This is a genomic window from Ectobacillus sp. JY-23 (assembly GCF_023022965.1).
Classification (GTDB): domain Bacteria; phylum Bacillota; class Bacilli; order Bacillales; family Bacillaceae_G; genus Ectobacillus.
Genome location: NZ_CP095462.1, coordinates 1,075,154 through 1,091,991, shown reverse-complemented (window position 1 = coordinate 1,091,991; position 16,838 = coordinate 1,075,154). Strand labels below are relative to the sequence as shown.

General features: G+C 39.9%; 15 protein-coding genes. All 15 read left to right on the top strand.

What is annotated here, in order from left to right; translation table 11 throughout:
* Position 1 precedes the first annotated feature (1 nt).
* The 15 genes from MUG87_RS05675 to pflB all read left to right on the top strand — a co-directional run bounded on the left by MUG87_RS05675 (position 2) and on the right by pflB (position 16,834).
* The gene (locus MUG87_RS05675) at positions 2-1,288 is read left to right on the top strand and encodes an EF-P 5-aminopentanol modification-associated protein YfmH (protein ID WP_247086367.1); all 1,287 of its coding nucleotides are present in this window, start codon (positions 2-4) and stop codon (positions 1,286-1,288) included.
* A 40-nt stretch (positions 1,289-1,328) separates the two neighbouring features.
* Positions 1,329-2,039, top strand: coding sequence for an elongation factor P 5-aminopentanone reductase (locus tag MUG87_RS05670; protein ID WP_247086365.1), 711 nt, complete (start codon positions 1,329-1,331; stop codon positions 2,037-2,039).
* A gap of 65 nt (positions 2,040-2,104) precedes the next feature.
* Positions 2,105-2,356 (top strand): DUF3243 domain-containing protein, encoded by a 252-nt coding sequence (locus MUG87_RS05665; protein ID WP_124563700.1) that lies wholly within the window; start codon positions 2,105-2,107, stop codon positions 2,354-2,356.
* Positions 2,357-2,520: 164 nt separating this feature from the next.
* A complete protein-coding gene (locus MUG87_RS05660; RefSeq protein ID WP_247086363.1) occupies positions 2,521-3,306 on the top strand; it encodes a DUF3388 domain-containing protein in 786 nt (261 codons plus the stop codon).
* Between the two features lie 12 nt (positions 3,307-3,318).
* Positions 3,319-4,203 carry a helix-turn-helix domain-containing protein gene (locus tag MUG87_RS05655; RefSeq protein ID WP_247086361.1) on the top strand — a complete coding sequence of 295 codons (885 nt, stop codon included), beginning with the start codon at positions 3,319-3,321 and terminating at the stop codon, positions 4,201-4,203.
* 59 nt (positions 4,204-4,262) lie between these two features.
* A complete protein-coding gene (pgsA, locus tag MUG87_RS05650) occupies positions 4,263-4,850 on the top strand; it encodes a CDP-diacylglycerol--glycerol-3-phosphate 3-phosphatidyltransferase (protein WP_247086359.1) in 588 nt (195 codons plus the stop codon).
* A gap of 12 nt (positions 4,851-4,862) precedes the next feature.
* Positions 4,863-6,089 carry a competence/damage-inducible protein A gene (locus tag MUG87_RS05645; protein WP_247086357.1) on the top strand — a complete coding sequence of 409 codons (1,227 nt, stop codon included), beginning with the start codon at positions 4,863-4,865 and terminating at the stop codon, positions 6,087-6,089.
* A gap of 163 nt (positions 6,090-6,252) precedes the next feature.
* Positions 6,253-7,293 carry a recombinase RecA gene (gene recA, locus MUG87_RS05640; protein ID WP_247086355.1) on the top strand — a complete coding sequence of 347 codons (1,041 nt, stop codon included), beginning with the start codon at positions 6,253-6,255 and terminating at the stop codon, positions 7,291-7,293.
* A gap of 344 nt (positions 7,294-7,637) precedes the next feature.
* Positions 7,638-9,200, top strand: a complete 1,563-nt coding sequence (gene rny, locus MUG87_RS05635; protein ID WP_247086353.1) for a ribonuclease Y — start codon at positions 7,638-7,640, stop codon at positions 9,198-9,200.
* Positions 9,201-9,371: 171 nt separating this feature from the next.
* On the top strand, positions 9,372-10,166 hold the full coding sequence (locus MUG87_RS05630) for a TIGR00282 family metallophosphoesterase (protein ID WP_247086351.1): 795 nt from the start codon (positions 9,372-9,374) through the stop codon (positions 10,164-10,166).
* A 138-nt stretch (positions 10,167-10,304) separates the two neighbouring features.
* On the top strand, positions 10,305-10,565 hold the full coding sequence (gene spoVS, locus MUG87_RS05625; protein ID WP_124563708.1) for a stage V sporulation protein SpoVS: 261 nt from the start codon (positions 10,305-10,307) through the stop codon (positions 10,563-10,565).
* A 53-nt stretch (positions 10,566-10,618) separates the two neighbouring features.
* A complete protein-coding gene (locus MUG87_RS05620; RefSeq protein ID WP_247086349.1) occupies positions 10,619-11,539 on the top strand; it encodes a dipeptidase in 921 nt (306 codons plus the stop codon).
* A gap of 99 nt (positions 11,540-11,638) precedes the next feature.
* The gene (locus MUG87_RS05615) at positions 11,639-13,393 is read left to right on the top strand and encodes a 2-oxoacid:acceptor oxidoreductase subunit alpha (RefSeq protein ID WP_247086347.1); all 1,755 of its coding nucleotides are present in this window, start codon (positions 11,639-11,641) and stop codon (positions 13,391-13,393) included.
* Positions 13,380-14,246 carry a 2-oxoacid:ferredoxin oxidoreductase subunit beta gene (locus MUG87_RS05610; RefSeq protein WP_124563711.1) on the top strand — a complete coding sequence of 289 codons (867 nt, stop codon included), beginning with the start codon at positions 13,380-13,382 and terminating at the stop codon, positions 14,244-14,246. The genes MUG87_RS05615 and MUG87_RS05610 overlap by 14 nt, the downstream gene beginning before the upstream one ends.
* Before the next feature lie 338 nt (positions 14,247-14,584).
* Positions 14,585-16,834, top strand: a complete 2,250-nt coding sequence (pflB, locus tag MUG87_RS05605) for a formate C-acetyltransferase (protein WP_247086345.1) — start codon at positions 14,585-14,587, stop codon at positions 16,832-16,834.
* The last annotated feature ends 4 nt before the right edge of the window (positions 16,835-16,838 follow it).

Here is a 16,838-nt window from a genome sequence, read left to right as displayed (position 1 = left end):
AATGGAAAAAATTTCATTCGAACAACTGAAAGAAGAATTATTTTATGAAAAGCTCCCAAATGGCTTAGATGTGTATATTCTGCCAAAGCAAGGATTTAACAAAACGTTTGCTACATTTACAACAAAATACGGTTCCATCGACAACACGTTTGTTCCACTAGATGGAAAAGCGAAGGTGCAAGTACCGGATGGTATTGCGCATTTTTTAGAGCACAAGCTTTTTGAAAAAGAAGACCATGATGCATTTCAGCTTTTCAGTAAACAAGGTGCTTCATCAAATGCCTTTACATCGTTTACAAGAACAGCCTATTTATTTTCATGTACATCAAATATTGATGTTAACTTAAACACATTGCTGGATTTTGTGCAAGCGCCATACTTTACTGAAGAAACTGTAGAAAAAGAAAAGGGTATTATAGGACAGGAAATTCAAATGTATCAAGACAATGCAGACTGGCGCTTGTACTTTGGACTGATTGATGCTTTGTATCAAAAACATCCTGTTAAAATAGATATAGCAGGCACAATTGACTCTATAAGCAAAATTACAAAAGATTCTTTATATCAATGCTATCAAACATTTTATCACCCAAGTAATATGCTGTTATTTGTTGTTGGACCGGTCGATGTAGAAAATACAATGGAACTGGTACGTCGTAATCAAGCTGCTAAGAAATATAAAGATCAGCCCCCGATTCAACGTTTTTTTGAAAGTGAACCGGAAGAAGTAAATGAAAAGAAAAAAGTCATTCCAATGACTGTACAAACGCCTAAATGTTTGGTAGGTTTAAAAGCGAAGCAGTCAGATAAAACAGGGCGAGCTTTATTAAAACAAGAAATTACATTAACGCTCTTAATGGACTGTTTATTTGGTAAAGGTTCTAATAATTATGAGGACCTTTATAATAACGGCTTAATTGACGATACCTTTTCTTATGATTATACAGAAGAGAGTAACTTTGGTTTTGCTATGGTGGGAGGCGATACAAAGCATCCTGATGAATTGGCTGAAAAGTTATCGTCCATTTTATTGCATACAGATTATAATAGCTTATCGGAACAGACGCTCGAGCGTGCAAAGAAAAAGAAAATTGGTGGTTTTTTACGCTCTTTAAATTCCCCAGAATATATTGCAAACCAATTTACACGCTATGCATTCAACGAATCAAGTTTATTTGATGCGCTAGCTGTTTTGGAGGAAATTTCAAGCGTGGATTTGAAGCAAGCTGCTGAGGAATTTATTGATGAAAAAAGGTTGAGTGTTTGTCAGGTTGTACCGAAGGCATAAGCATCCATTACGGATGCTTTTTACATGTAAGGAGGCAGATATGAAGTACGCACTTATTACAGGAGCAAGTGGAGGAATTGGAGGGGCGGTTGCCAGACAGCTAGCTGCTGAAGGGTATCAATTATATTTACATTACCATACGGGAAAGGAAAAAGCGGAGAGACTCTTACAAGAGCTGGGGCAGGGACATATCTTAATTCACGGGGATTTATCTCATTCAGAAGGGGCAAAGCAAATACAGTTGCAATTGCAGCATCCATTAGATGCTATCATATACGCGGCTGGTAAAAGCGTGTTTGGATTGGTTCAAGATATTTCAAACAATGAATTAGATGCGATGGTGCGCATGCAGGTTACCAGTTTATATCAGTTGGTGACAAGTTTATTACCTGATATGATTTCTAAAAAACAAGGGCAAATTATTGTTATCTCTTCCATTTGGGGGCAGATAGGAGCTTCTTGTGAAGTACTGTATTCCACTGTCAAAGGAGCACAAAATACATTTGTAAAAGCGCTGGCCAAAGAGGTTGCGCTCAGCGGGATACGAGTAAATGCAGTTGCTCCCGGTGCTATAGAAACTGAAATGCTCCATATATTTTCTGAGGATGAAAAAAATGACATTGCTGAGGAAATACCAATGGGCCGTCTAGGACAAGCAGAAGAGGTAGCAAATGTGGTTTCATTTTTATTGTCCCCTAAGGCTTCTTATATCACAGGGCAGATTGTCGCAGTAAATGGTGGATGGTATTAATACATAATAACAAGGAGAAAGGTGCATAGTAGTATTGAATCTATTTGAAAGGTGAGGTGTTACATGTGTCTGTATTAGATAATTTTGACCAATGGAAATCGTTTTTGGGTGAGCGTTTAGACCAAGCTGAAGGTAAAGGATTAGATCATAATTATGTGTCTGAGATGGCTTATCGAATTGGTGACTATTTAGCAAATGAAGTAGAGCCGCGCAACGATGAAGAACGCGTGTTGGCCGAACTTTGGAAAGTGGCGGATGAGCAAGAGCAGCATACTATTGCGAATCTAATGATTAAGCTTGTGCAGCATCAACGTTAGAAGAGGGGGGAAGCCTCCTCTTTTCTTTGTTTTGGGCACAAAATTGATAAGGCTTACATTGATAATGCTTTGTATTTGGAATATTGGATTTGTAATTTCACTTTTCTATTCAGGAAAAATCATATAAGATAGTAGATAGTTAGTAGGCAAGGGGAGTGTTTGAGATGATCGAATGGTACTTTGAGTATGAGATACATAAGAATCGACCCGGCTTGCTTGGCGATATCTCTTCGCTAATCGGGATGCTTGGCATTAATATTGTAACAATTAATGGTGTAGACAACTCTAGACGGGGTTTATTGCTTCGAGGAGAAAACCGTGAGCAAATTGCGCGTCTTGAATCAATTCTGAATACGATGGATAATATAACGGTAACGAAGTACCGCGAGCCGAAACTTAGGGATCGGTTGGCTGTTCGACATGGTAGATATATACAAAGAGATGCTGATGATAAGAAAACGTTTCGATTTGTTCGTGATGAATTAGGATTGCTGGTTGATTTTATGGCTGAGCTAATGAAAAAGGAGGGGCATAAATTAATTGGTATACGTGGCATGCCGCGAGTCGGCAAAACGGAATCTATTGTCGCAGCAAGCGTTTGCGCAAACAAAAGATGGCTTTTCGTATCCTCTACATTAATTAAGCAAACGATTCGAAGTCAACTTATTCAGGACGAATATAGCGAAAACAACATTTTTATTTTAGATGGCATTGTCTCAACAAAACGAGCAAACGAAAGACATTGGCAGCTTGTGCGAGAGATTATGCGTATTCCGGCAACAAAAGTGGTGGAGCATCCAGATATCTTTGTAGCACAGTCTGAATATACATTGGACGATTTTGATTACATTATTGAGTTGCGTAACGACGATGATGAAGAGATTACATATGATTTGGTAGATGATATTGAGCTAAATACAAGGAATAATTTTTCCATGTTCGATTTTTAAGGAAGTATCGAGGTGTTTGTATTGGAACTAGGACAAAAATTACAGGAAGCCAGACAAACAAAGGGTTTGTCATTAGATGAATTACAAGAGATTACGAAGATTCAAAAGCGATATCTCACCAGTATAGAAGAAGGAAAGTTCCATATCTTGCCAGGAGAATTTTATGTAAGGGCGTTTATTAAGCAATATGCAGAAGCTGTTGGACTGGATGCCGAAATGTTGCTAGAAGAGCATAAAAGTGAATTACCGCCTCCCCCTGCTTCACACGATATAACGCAATTGTCACGCGTTCGTAAGTCGCGGGAGGCGGTTTCTACAGCCACTTCAAATAAGTTTATGGATTATATGCCAAAAGTATTTATTACTCTTCTTGTCCTTGCGTTATGTGTAGGTGTTTGGCTTGTGTTTCAAGCTTTAGCGAATAAAGAGGAAAGTGCAGCCATACCTGAGGTAACAAAAGCACAGGTAGAGAAAGTGGAAAATTCACCGCTAGATAAGAAGGAAGAGCCTAAAGAAGAAGTAAAAAAGGAAGAAGCTCCTGTTGCACCTCAACAGCCAGTACAAGAGCTAAAGGTAATTCAAACATCCGGTAAAACGGCTACGATGGAACTTCGCAACAATACGGCAATGATTGTTGAGTTAACAGCTAAAGGACGAGCATACATCGACATAAGAGATGGTTCCGGAAAGCTGATTATAAGCAAAACGTTACAACCTGGAGAAACATTGCAACAAGATTTGTCCGCACAAGATACGGTGCGTTTGAATGTTGGAAGTTCACCGAATACCGATATTAAAATTAACGGTCAGGCGGTTTCGTATCCGCAAGATCCTACAAAATATTATCATCAAATTTTACTGATTAACAATTTGCGGACAGCGCAATCTGCACAATAGTCATCGCATGCGATGACTATTTTCAATGAAATTGTTTTTGAAACGATGGAGGAGTAGTCGTGAATATACCTAATAAAATAACACTATCAAGAATTTTTTTAATCCCTTTATTTATGCTTGTTATGTTAGTGCCGTTTGAATGGTCAAATCGTATCATAGGTCCGAATGATTTAACGTTAAGTCATCTTATTGGAGCGCTAATTTTCATTTTCGCATCAGCTACAGACTGGGTAGACGGCTATTATGCACGAAAATATAATTTGGTGACCAATTTTGGAAAGTTTTTAGATCCGTTAGCCGATAAATTGCTGGTGGCGGCTGCTCTTATTATACTTGTAGAATTGCCGGAGCCGTTTCATGCTCCTTCGTGGATGGTCATTATTATTATAAGTCGTGAGTTTGCTATTACAGGGTTACGCTTAATCTTAGCAGGAACAGGAGAAGTCGTGGCTGCTAACATGCTCGGTAAAATTAAAACATGGACCCAGATTGTAGCTATATCCGCATACCTATTACATGATGTGCCTTTTCATTGGCTGCCATTTTCTGTAGCTACTATATCCATGTGGATCGCTGTTGTCTTTACTGTGATATCTGGATGGGATTATTTTTGGAAGAATCGCGCTGTTTTTGTTAATTCCAAATAGGGGGAATGTGTTGTGCACGCAGAAATTATTGCGGTTGGCACCGAATTATTATTGGGACAAATCTTAAATACAAATGCAAAGTTTCTTTCGCAGAAATTAGCATCTATTGGTGTTAATGTTTATTTCCAAACTGTTGTAGGAGATAATGCTGAACGCCTTTCTTCAGCTATTGCTGTTGCACAGCAACGAGCGGATGTTTTAATTTTTACGGGGGGATTAGGGCCAACAAAAGATGATTTAACAAAAGAAACTATCGCCAATGCTGCAGGAGTCCAACTGGTATATGATAAGCAGGCTATGGATGCAATTACTGCTTATTTCGCGAGAACTGGGCGAACCTTTACAGAAAATAATAAAAAACAAGCACTTGTACTAGAAGGGGCGGTTGTCTTTCCAAATGATTTTGGTATGGCGCCCGGTATGGCATTGGCTACAGCTGGTAAATTATATGTGCTGTTACCCGGACCGCCGAAAGAAATGATTCCTATGTATGAACGATACGTAGAACCATATCTAATGCGATTAGGTTCTAGAGGGAATTTGTACTCACGTGTATTACGTTTTTTTGGAATTGGTGAATCACAGCTAGAAGATGTATTACAAGATATTATTGATGCCCAAACCAATCCCACTATTGCCCCCCTTGCTGCTGAAGGGGAAGTAACGCTTCGATTGACGGCTAAGGCTACAACTGAAATAGAAGCACATGAGCTACTGAATAAAACTGAGGAACAAATTTTAGAAAGAGTAGGGTCTTTTTTCTACGGTTATAATAATGAATCCCTGCATACTAAGGTTATTGATTTGCTAAAGGTAAAAGGATATACGCTTTCGTGTGCAGAAAGTTTAACTGGTGGTATGTTTGCTGCTAAGATAACAGACGTACCAGGTGTTTCCTCTTGCTTTAAAGGCGGCATACAATGCTACGATAGATCTGTAAAGGAACAGTTACTTGGTATTCCATCCAATATGCAAGTAGTAAGTTCACAATGCGCAGGTTTACTTGCTGCAAATGTTCTTACGCTTTTGCAAAGTGATGTGGGAATCAGCTTTACAGGTGTCGCAGGACCAGAACCATTAGAACATCAAACGCCTGGGACTGTTCATATTGGTGTAGCAATTAAAGGAAAGCAACCTGAAACATTTTCACTAAAGCTCGGGGGTAATAGAACCCTTGTAAGAGAAAGAGCTGTCAAATATGGTTTATACTATCTATTAAAACGACTGGAAGAGTGTTGAACTCTTCCTTTTTTCATTATAAAAGTTTTAAATTATATGTATAGCTAAAGTAGAGATATAGAACAGTAAAAACCCAAATACGAATAAGTGTTCGATTTTTGTTGGCTTTTTAGGGAAAAGCGGTTATAATAAAAATAAGGTTAAAACAAAAGGAGGAAATATAATGAGCGATCGCCAAGCAGCACTAGAAATGGCGTTAAAACAAATAGAAAAGCAGTTCGGTAAAGGATCTATCATGAAGCTAGGAGAGCAATCTGAACGTCAGATTTCTACAATTTCCAGTGGGTCTCTAGCATTGGATGTTGCTTTAGGTGTAGGTGGTTACCCACGCGGACGAATTATTGAAACATATGGACCTGAGTCTTCTGGTAAAACTACAGTCGCTCTTCATGCGATTGCAGAAGTACAAGCACGCGGTGGCCAAGCTGCATTTATTGATGCAGAACACGCTCTTGATCCTGTGTATGCACAAAAGCTCGGTGTAAATATAGATGCTTTATTGTTATCACAGCCTGATACAGGTGAGCAAGGGTTGGAAATTGCAGAAGCGTTGGTACGCAGCGGCGCGGTAGATATTATTGTTATTGATTCTGTAGCAGCTCTTGTTCCAAAAGCTGAAATTGAAGGAGAAATGGGAGATTCTCATGTTGGTTTGCAAGCACGCCTTATGTCACAAGCCCTCCGCAAGCTTTCTGGTGCAATTAATAAATCTAAAACCATTGCTATCTTTATCAATCAGATTCGTGAAAAAGTAGGAGTTATGTTTGGTAACCCTGAGACAACACCAGGTGGCCGTGCATTAAAGTTCTATTCAACAGTACGTTTAGAAGTGCGCCGTGCCGAGCAGTTAAAACAAGGTAACGATATGGTTGGTAATAAAACAAAAATTAAGGTGGTAAAAAATAAAGTGGCACCTCCATTCCGTGTAGCGGAAGTCGATATCATGTATGGAGAGGGAATTTCTAAAGAAGGTGAAATTCTTGATATGGCAACAGAACTTGATATTGTACAAAAGAGCGGTGCTTGGTATTCCTATCAAGACGAGCGTCTTGGTCAAGGTCGAGAAAATGCAAAGATCTTTTTGCGTGAAAACCCACACGTTAGAGATGATATTGCTTTAAAAGTACGTGCTCACTATGGAATTGATTCTGACGGACCTCGCACTGTTATTGAAGAAGACGAGCCAACTTTATTAGATGAATAAGATAAAAAACACCCAATCGGGTGTTTTTTTATGTCAATAAAAAAGATAACGCTTATCTTACTTACAACTCAGCAAATAGATACCGCTCTTGACAATGGAAATATCGACCTATAAAATGAGAATGTATATTCTTTTTTTACCATTGTGTCATATATTTCGGTTTGAAAACGTATGACATTCGAAGGGAGCTTTTTGTTCCGGATTCGAAGAATTGTGTAAATAATAAAGCGAATGTAAACATGTCCCATGCACATAGTTCAAAGGGACGAGGGGGGCAGTGGTGTGCATCTCAGATGCACATGCCGACAGTCTTATCTTATTAATAGCAAGAGGAGGTGAAAGTTATGAACTTAGTTGTTGCAATCATCTCCATTTTGCTTGCCACGATCGTCGGTGCCGTTGTTGGCTTTTTTGTTCGAAAATCCATTGCCGAAGCAAAGATTAACGGTGCTACCTATGCTGCTAATCAAATTCTTGAAGATGCGAAGCGCCAGGCGGAAGCATTAAAAAAGGAAGCATTGCTTGAGGCTAAGGACGAAATTCATACACTTCGTACAGAAGCAGAATCAGAAGTTCGTGATCGAAGAAGTGAGTTACAGAAACAAGAAAATCGTTTAATGCAAAAAGAGGAGAATCTTGATCGTAAGAACGAATCTTTGGAAAAGCGTGAATACGCGCTGGAGAAAAAAGAAGATTCTCTTGTTTTAAAACAACAGCAGATTGAAGAGTTGGAAAGCAAAGTAGGAGAACTGGTTCAAAAACAACAGGACGAGCTAGAACGTGTTTCAGGCTTGACACGTGAAGAAGCAAAATCTATCATCCTTTCCAAAATGGAGGGCGAACTTTCACATGAGATCGCGATGATGATTAAAGAGAGCGAAGTTCGTGCGAAAGAAGAGGCTGATAAAAAGGCGAAGGAAATTTTATCTCTAGCAATTCAGCGCTGTGCAGCTGATCATGTTGCAGAAACGACTGTCTCAGTTGTAAATCTTCCAAACGACGAGATGAAAGGCCGAATTATAGGTCGAGAAGGTCGAAACATTCGAACATTAGAAACATTAACTGGTATTGATTTAATTATTGATGATACACCGGAAGCAGTTATTTTGTCAGGGTTTGATCCAATTCGTCGTGAAACAGCTCGTATTGCATTAGATAAACTTGTACAAGATGGACGTATTCATCCGGCTCGTATTGAAGAGATGGTTGAAAAATCCAGACGTGAAGTGGACGAGTATATCAGGGAAGTTGGTGAACAGACTACATTTGAAGTCGGTGTTCATGGCTTACATCCAGATCTCATCAAAATTTTGGGTCGTTTAAAGTTCCGTACAAGTTATGGTCAAAATGTATTAAAACACTCAATGGAAGTATCCTATTTGGCAGGCTTAATGGCTGCTGAACTTGGCGAAGATGAAAAACTAGCGCGCCGAGCAGGATTGTTGCATGATATTGGAAAAGCAATTGATCATGAAGTTGAGGGCAGTCACGTGGAAATCGGTGTGGAACTTGCTACGAAATACAAAGAGCATCCTGTGGTTATTAATGCAATTGCGTCCCACCATGGTGATACAGATCCAACGTCTATTATTTCTGTGCTTGTTGCTGCTGCGGATGCGTTGTCGGCAGCAAGACCGGGAGCAAGAAGTGAAACGTTGGAAAACTACATTCGCCGCTTAGAAAAACTTGAGGAAATTTCTGAGTCCTATGAGGGCGTAGAGAAATCATTTGCAATTCAAGCAGGTCGTGAAGTTCGCATTTTGGTTAAACCTGATGCAATTGATGATTTAGAAGCACATCGTTTAGCGAGAGATATTCGCAAACGTATTGAAAGTGAGCTAGATTACCCAGGACATATCAAAGTTACGGTTATTCGAGAAACACGTGCTGTTGAATATGCAAAATAAAGTGGTCTCTGACCACTTTATTTTTTTATCATACATTGATAGATACTATGCAAGAACGTGAAGAAACTAAGTTGTCAATGGCTTGCTTACTACATGTTTGATGAAAAAATTAAATAATTACCCATTTGGGATTTCTATGAGAATGTAGTAATTAGAAAGGAAGCAAGAGCGATGCGAATTTTATTTATTGGAGATGTTGTCGGAGCACCTGGAAGGGAAATGATTGATGAATATGTGCCAAAATTAAAGAAAAAATACGGTCCAACGCTTACCATCATTAATGGAGAAAATGCAGCGGCAGGCAGGGGAATTACTGAGAAAATTTATCGCCGTTTTTTAGAGGTAGGTGCACAAGCTGTTACGCTTGGCAATCATGCATGGGATAATAAAGATTTATTTTCCTTTATTGATGGTGCTAAATATTTGGTTCGTCCTGGTAATTTTCCTGAAGGTGCACCAGGAACAGGAATGATTTTTGTAAATTGTAACGGAACAGAAGTAGCGATTATTAATTTACAAGGACGCACATTTTTGCCCCCGCTAGAATGTCCTTTTAAGCAAGCAGATGCGTACATAGAAGAAGCCAAAAAGCGTACCAATATAATTTTTATAGACTTTCATGCAGAAGCAACAAGTGAAAAACAGGCGCTTGGATGGTACGTAGATGGAAGAGTCACTGCTGTTGTTGGCACGCATACACATGTTCCTACTGCAGATAAGCGTATTTTGCCTAACGGGACAGCTTACATAACGGATGTTGGTATGACTGGTCCGTACGATGGAATTTTAGGGATGAGTCGTGATGCTGTTCTTAAAAAGTTCTTAACTGGCTTGCCTGTGCGATTTGAAGTAACGGAAGGGCGCAAGCAGCTAAGTGCCGTATATATTGACGTAAATCCTGCTACTGGCAAAGCACATAAAGTGGAACAAATTTTAATCAATGATGATCAATCTATCTTTGAATAAAGTACTTCTGCAATTTGACTATATATTTAAATTTTTATGAAAATTAAGAAATTTAAAGAAGGAATACATGCTTTCCCTCGTGAATATATGTAGAGTGAATTTAATCGCTCATTCAATGAAACGAGGAGGAAACAAGCAATGGAAATATTAAAAGTTAAAGCAACGTCTGTCCCTAACTCTGTAGCAGGCGCACTTGCAGGAGTCATCCGTGAGCGAGGTACCGCGGAAATCCAAGCGATTGGAGCAGGTGCGTTAAACCAAGCTGTTAAGGCAGTTGCGATTGCAAGAGGATTTGTGGCACCAAGTGGCTTGGATTTAATTTGCGTACCGGCGTTTACAGATATAACGATTGATGGAGAAGAGCGAACAGCAATTAAACTGATTGTAGAGCCTCGTTGAAGTTAAACCTGTTTGCGTTGCAAACAGGTTATTTTTGTTTGAAGGGTGATTGTATGAAGATTTTTGATGCACATTGTGACGTGCTTTGGCAATTATGGTCTGATCGAAAGAGGCAGTTTACAAATGATCCGCACCTTCATATTACGATGGAAAATTTATTGCGCAGCAATGCCAAAATTCAGTGTTTCGCTATATATGTGCCAGAGAATGTGCCGCAGGAGCAACGTTTCCTGGTTGCACTAGAAATGGTCGATATATTTTACAAAGAGATAATAGAAAAGCATCCTCATATGAAAGTTCTGTTATCGAGGGAAGATATAGACAATTTGAAGGATGGAGAAGTAGGTGCATTGCTTACATTAGAAGGCTGCGATGCTATTGATCAAAGCCTGGTGAAGCTTGAAACACTATATCGCTTAGGTGTACGCTCTGTGGGGTTAACTTGGAATTACAGCAATGCGGTTGCCGACGGTGTTTTAGAACCGCGCGGTGCCGGTTTAAGTTCATTTGGTCTCGAGGTTGTAGAGCGTCTTAATGTGCATGGTTTATGGACAGATGTGTCTCATTTATCTATAAAGGGCTTTTGGGATGTGATGGAGCATGCAGCGCATCCAATTGCATCTCATTCCAATTGCCGCTCTTTATGCGACCATCCACGTAACCTTACTGACGAGCAAATCCGCGCATTGCTACAAAAAGATGGTGTGATAGGTATTACCTTTGTACCTTCGTTTATAACGGAAGGACCAGCTCGTATTGCTCATATTCTGAAGCATATAGAACATATTTGTATGCTTGGTGGAGAGAAGCAGCTTGGTTTTGGATCTGATTTTGATGGCATCACAGAGACGGTACAGGGACTTTCTTCATATACAGATTATCCAAACTTAATCAATGCACTGCAGAAACATTATTCAGTGCGTCAAGTAGAAGGGTTTTTATACAAGAATTTCACGTCTTATATAAATTTTTGAAATGTACGACCAGAGTTTGTAGTTTCCTAGGATAGAAGATGATAAAATGATAGTGTAAAAAAATGCACTATAATGTATGAGGCCAAAGGGGTGTAGTAAATGATGAATCAACTTTCTTGGAAAGTTGGAGGGCAACAAGGTGAAGGGATTGAAAGTACCGGCGAAATTTTCTGCATGGCTTTAAATAGGCTTGGATATTACCTGTATGGCTATCGCCACTTTTCTTCCCGTATTAAAGGCGGACACACTAATAATAAAATTCGTGTCAGCACAACTGAAGTTCGTTCTGTATCCGATGACTTGGATATTCTTGTTGCGTTTGATCAGGAAACAATTGACTTAAACTTCCATGAGCTTCGAGATGGCGGTATTGTAATTGCGGATGCAAAATTCTCTCCAACAATCCCGGCTAGCACAAGCGTGCAACTATATGCGGTGCCATTTACAGAAATTGCAACAGAACTTGGCACATCTTTAATGAAAAACATGGTGGCTGTAGGTGCGTCTTGTGCAGTACTCGGACTAGATGAATCAGTCTATTTAGAAGTTGTTGAAGAGATATTTGGAAGAAAAGGGAAACAAATTGTAGAAAAGAACATGGAGGCAATTCGCCGCGGTTCACAACACATGAAAGATTTACTTGGTCCGCAAGTAAATATGATGCAGCTTGAACCAGCAAGTGGCCAAAAACGCTTATTTATGATTGGTAACGATGCGATTGCTTTTGGTGCGGTAGCAGGCGGTGCTCGTTTTATGGCGGCTTATCCTATTACACCAGCATCGGAAATCATGGAATATTTGATTAAAAAGTTGCCAAAGGTGGGCGGTACTGTTATTCAAACGGAAGATGAAATTGCTGCGTGTACAATGGCAATTGGCGCTAACTACGGAGGCGTGCGTTCCTTGACTGCATCAGCTGGACCTGGTTTGTCCCTTATGATGGAAGCAATCGGTTTATCAGGTATCACAGAAACACCGCTTGTCATTGTCGATACACAACGTGGGGGCCCAAGTACGGGACTTCCTACAAAGCAAGAACAATCAGATTTAATGGCTATGATATACGGTACACATGGTGAGATTCCTAAGGTTGTTATGGCGCCAAGTACGGTCGAAGAAGCTTTTTATGATACAATTGAGGCGTTTAACATTGCTGAGGAATATCAAGTCCCTGTTATTGTAATGACAGACTTACAGCTTTCACTTGGAAAGCAAACAGTGCCACCGCTGGACTTTAGTAAAGTGGAAGTTCGTCGCGGTAAACTCTTGTTGGATGAGCAACCGCCTATTGAAAATAAGGAGTATTTCCAGCGTTATGCAGTAACAGATGATGGTGTTTCCCCTCGTGTTGTACCTGGCGTAAAAAATGGTATTCATCACGTAACTGGTGTAGAGCACGCAGAAACAGGAAAGCCGTCTGAATCACCTGAAAATCGAATTGCGCAAATGGATAAACGTATGCGCAAGATCGAAGGAATGAAGTTTAATATACCTGTTCATATTGCTGCAAAGCATGAAAATCCAGATGTGCTTCTTGTCGGCTTTAACTCAACAAGAGGAGCGATTGAAGAAGCGATGATTCGTCTAGAAAAAGATGGTTTGAAGGTGAATCATGCACATGTTCGTTTGCTTCATCCATTCCCGACAGCTGTACTGCAGCCGCTCGTGAGGGAAGCAAAGCGCGTTGTAGTGGTAGAAAATAATGCAACGGGACAATTAGCTAACATTATGAAAATGAACGTGGGCTACGGTGAAAAAATTTCCAGCCTGTTGAAATATGATGGCAACCCGTTTTTACCAAAAGAAGTTTACAACGAATGCAAAAAAGGAGTTGTATTAAATGGCAACGTTTAAGGATTTCCGAAATAATGTGAAGCCGAACTGGTGCCCGGGTTGCGGTGATTTCTCCGTACAAGCTGCAATTCAGCGTGCCGCTGCGAATGTTGGTTTAGAGCCGGAAGGAATGGCGGTTGTATCAGGAATCGGCTGTTCTGGACGTATCTCCGGCTATATTAACACATATGGCTTCCATGGAATTCATGGCCGCGCATTGCCAATTGCACAAGGTGTAAAAATGGCAAATCGCGATTTGACAGTTATTGCATCAGGTGGTGACGGAGACGGATTTGCGATTGGTATGGGACATACCATTCATGCAATTCGACGCAATATTGACATTACATACATTGTAATGGATAACCAAATTTACGGGTTAACAAAAGGACAAACGTCACCGCGAAGTGAAGTGGGTTTTAAAACAAAGAGTACGCCACAAGGATCGGTTGAACCGGCATTGTCTGTCATGGAAATGGCATTGACAGCTGGTGCGACATTTGTTGCACAAAGCTTTTCAAGCGACCTTAAAGAGCTTACACAATTGATTGAAGAGGGCATTAAGCATAAAGGTTTTTCTCTTATCAATGTGTTTAGTCCATGTGTAACGTACAATAAAGTGAATACGTATGACTGGTTTAAAGAAAACCTGAAGAAGCTTAGTGAAGTAGAAGGATATGATCCATCTAATCGTATGCAGGCTATGCAAACATTAATTGAAAATAATAGCCTTGTAACAGGCTTAATTTATCAAAATAAACAACAGCCTTCCTATCAGGAGCTGATTAAAGGCTACAGTGACAAGCCGCTTGTACATGCTGATTTGAAAATGGATCAAAGCATGTTTGATGAATTGATGGCAGAATTTATGTAACAGAAGAAGTCCTTTCCATGTGAAAGGGCTTTTTCATTTCTGCTTGTTGCGAGTTGTATGAATGTTTTTCTATGGTTATTGTATATAATATAAATCTTATAGAGAATACCTTCGTTAAACGCTGAATCCGCGTGGTTGCTTGCAATAGTAACCTTTTCTTGCGTACAGTAGTGGAATATATGAAGAAATTTTACATCATGCACATTCAAGTTTGTTCATTGTTTCACAAAGTTTTAACATTTACAGCCTTAACCAAAGTCAAAACAATGTTATTCTTATACCAGAACCTGTTATACAAAATTATCACATCCTGTATTAATAAATGGGGGGATTTCATTATGACGAAAGTTCTGGAAAAGGCAGCATCTGCATGGAAAGGTTTCAAAGGCGAAAAGTGGAGAAATGAAATTGATGTACGAGATTTTATATTAAATAATATCACCGTTTACAGCGGCGATGATTCATTTTTGGCCGGCGCAACCAAAGCAACAAACGAACTTTGGAAACAAGTAATGGAATTGACCAAGCAAGAGCGGGAAAACGGTGGCGTGTTGGATATGGATACAAAAATTGTTTCTACAATTACTTCTCATGGACCAGGATATTTGAATAAAGATTTAGAAAAAGTAGTCGGTTTTCAAACAGACAAACCATTTAAACGTTCTCTGCAGCCATTTGGAGGCATTCGTATGGCTGAACAAGCTTGTGAGTCTTACGGTTTCAACGTAGATACAGAAATCAGTCATATTTTTAGTGAATATCGCAAAACACATAATCAGGGTGTATTTGATGCTTATAATGATGAGATGAAAGCGGCTCGTAAGTCCGGTGTTATTACAGGTCTTCCAGATGCTTATGGACGTGGTCGTATTATTGGTGATTATCGCCGCGTGGCATTATATGGAGTAGATCGTCTTATCGAAGAGAAGAAAAAGGATTTACAGCTAACAAGTAAAACGATGAGTGAAGACGTAATACGTCTTCGTGAAGAATTATCCGAACAAATTCGTTCCTTAATTGAATTGCAGAAAATGGCGTCTGCGCATGGTTTTGACATTTCGCAACCGGCAACAAATGCTAAAGAAGCATTTCAATGGTTATACTTTGGATATCTTGCAGCAATTAAAGAACAAAATGGCGCAGCCATGAGTTTGGGACGAACTTCCACTTTCTTAGATATATACATGGAACGCGATATTGAGGAGGGTGTGTTGACAGAAGAAGAAGCACAAGAACTAGTCGATCATTTTGTGATGAAGCTTCGCCTTGTAAAATTTGCAAGAACACCTGATTATAATGAATTGTTCTCCGGTGACCCAACGTGGGTGACGGAATCTATTGGTGGTATTGCTTTGGACGGACGGCCATTAGTAACAAAAAATTCGTTTCGTTTCCTTCATACACTCGACAACTTAGGGCCGGCTCCAGAACCGAACTTGACAGTTCTTTGGTCGCCGCAGCTCCCAGAAGGGTTTAAGAAGTATTGTGCAAAAATGTCCATCAAAACATCTGCAATTCAATATGAAAACGATGAAATTATGCGTCCGGAATATGGCGACGATTATGGCATCGCATGCTGTGTCTCGGCGATGAAAATTGGCAAGCAAATGCAGTTCTTCGGTGCACGTGCGAATTTAGCTAAGGCGCTCTTGTACGCAATTAACGGTGGCAAAGATGAAAAATCAAAAGCGCAGGTAGGACCGGAATTCGCACCGATTACCGCAGAAGTACTAGATTATAACGAAGTCATGCGTAAGTTTGATATGACAATGGAGTGGCTTGCAGAGCTATATATTAACACGTTGAATGTGATTCATTATATGCATGACAAATATAGCTATGAGCGTATCGAAATGGCACTTCATGATACGGAAATCGTTCGTACAATGGCCACTGGTATAGCGGGGCTTTCTGTAGTTGCCGATTCTTTGAGCGCAATTAAATACGCAAAAGTGAAACCGATTCGTGATGAAAACGGCATCGCAGTGGACTTTGAAATCGAAGGTGATTTCCCAAAATACGGAAATAATGATGATCAAGTAGATGCAATCGCAGTCGAGTTGGTAGAACGTTTTATGAAAAAACTGCGCAAGCATAAAACGTATCGCAATTCTGTGCATACGATGTCCATTTTGACAATTACATCTAACGTGGTATATGGAAAGAAAACAGGAAATACACCGGATGGAAGACGTGCAGGTGAACCGTTCGCACCGGGCGCAAACCCGATGCATGGTCGCGATACAAAAGGAGCGTTGGCATCTATGCTTTCTGTTGCGAAGCTACCGTATGAGTATGCACAAGATGGAATTTCAAATACGTTTTCCATCATTCCAAAGGCACTTGGAAAAGAAGAAGAAACACAAGTCAAAAATTTAGTTGCTTTACTGGATGGTTATGCCATCAAACAAGGACATCATTTAAATATAAATGTGTTCAACCGCGATACACTGATGGATGCCATGGAGCATCCAGAACAGTACCCACAGTTAACGATTCGGGTGTCAGGCTATGCGGTAAACTTCATCAAATTAACTCGTGAACAGCAAATCGATGTAATTAACCGCACCATGCATGCCAATATGTAATCAT

Coding starts and splice junctions, on each gene's coding strand:
- MUG87_RS05675 (WP_247086367.1), top strand. CDS start 2: ATGGAAAAAATTTCATTCGAACAACTGAAAGAAGAATTATTTTATGAA.
- spoVS (WP_124563708.1), top strand. CDS start 10,305: ATGGAAATATTAAAAGTTAAAGCAACGTCTGTCCCTAACTCTGTAGCA.
- MUG87_RS05670 (WP_247086365.1), top strand. CDS start 1,329: ATGAAGTACGCACTTATTACAGGAGCAAGTGGAGGAATTGGAGGGGCG.
- MUG87_RS05660 (WP_247086363.1), top strand. CDS start 2,521: ATGATCGAATGGTACTTTGAGTATGAGATACATAAGAATCGACCCGGC.
- rny (WP_247086353.1), top strand. CDS start 7,638: ATGAACTTAGTTGTTGCAATCATCTCCATTTTGCTTGCCACGATCGTC.
- MUG87_RS05620 (WP_247086349.1), top strand. CDS start 10,619: ATGAAGATTTTTGATGCACATTGTGACGTGCTTTGGCAATTATGGTCT.
- MUG87_RS05615 (WP_247086347.1), top strand. CDS start 11,639: ATGATGAATCAACTTTCTTGGAAAGTTGGAGGGCAACAAGGTGAAGGG.
- pflB (WP_247086345.1), top strand. CDS start 14,585: ATGACGAAAGTTCTGGAAAAGGCAGCATCTGCATGGAAAGGTTTCAAA.
- MUG87_RS05610 (WP_124563711.1), top strand. CDS start 13,380: ATGGCAACGTTTAAGGATTTCCGAAATAATGTGAAGCCGAACTGGTGC.
- recA (WP_247086355.1), top strand. CDS start 6,253: ATGAGCGATCGCCAAGCAGCACTAGAAATGGCGTTAAAACAAATAGAA.
- MUG87_RS05630 (WP_247086351.1), top strand. CDS start 9,372: ATGCGAATTTTATTTATTGGAGATGTTGTCGGAGCACCTGGAAGGGAA.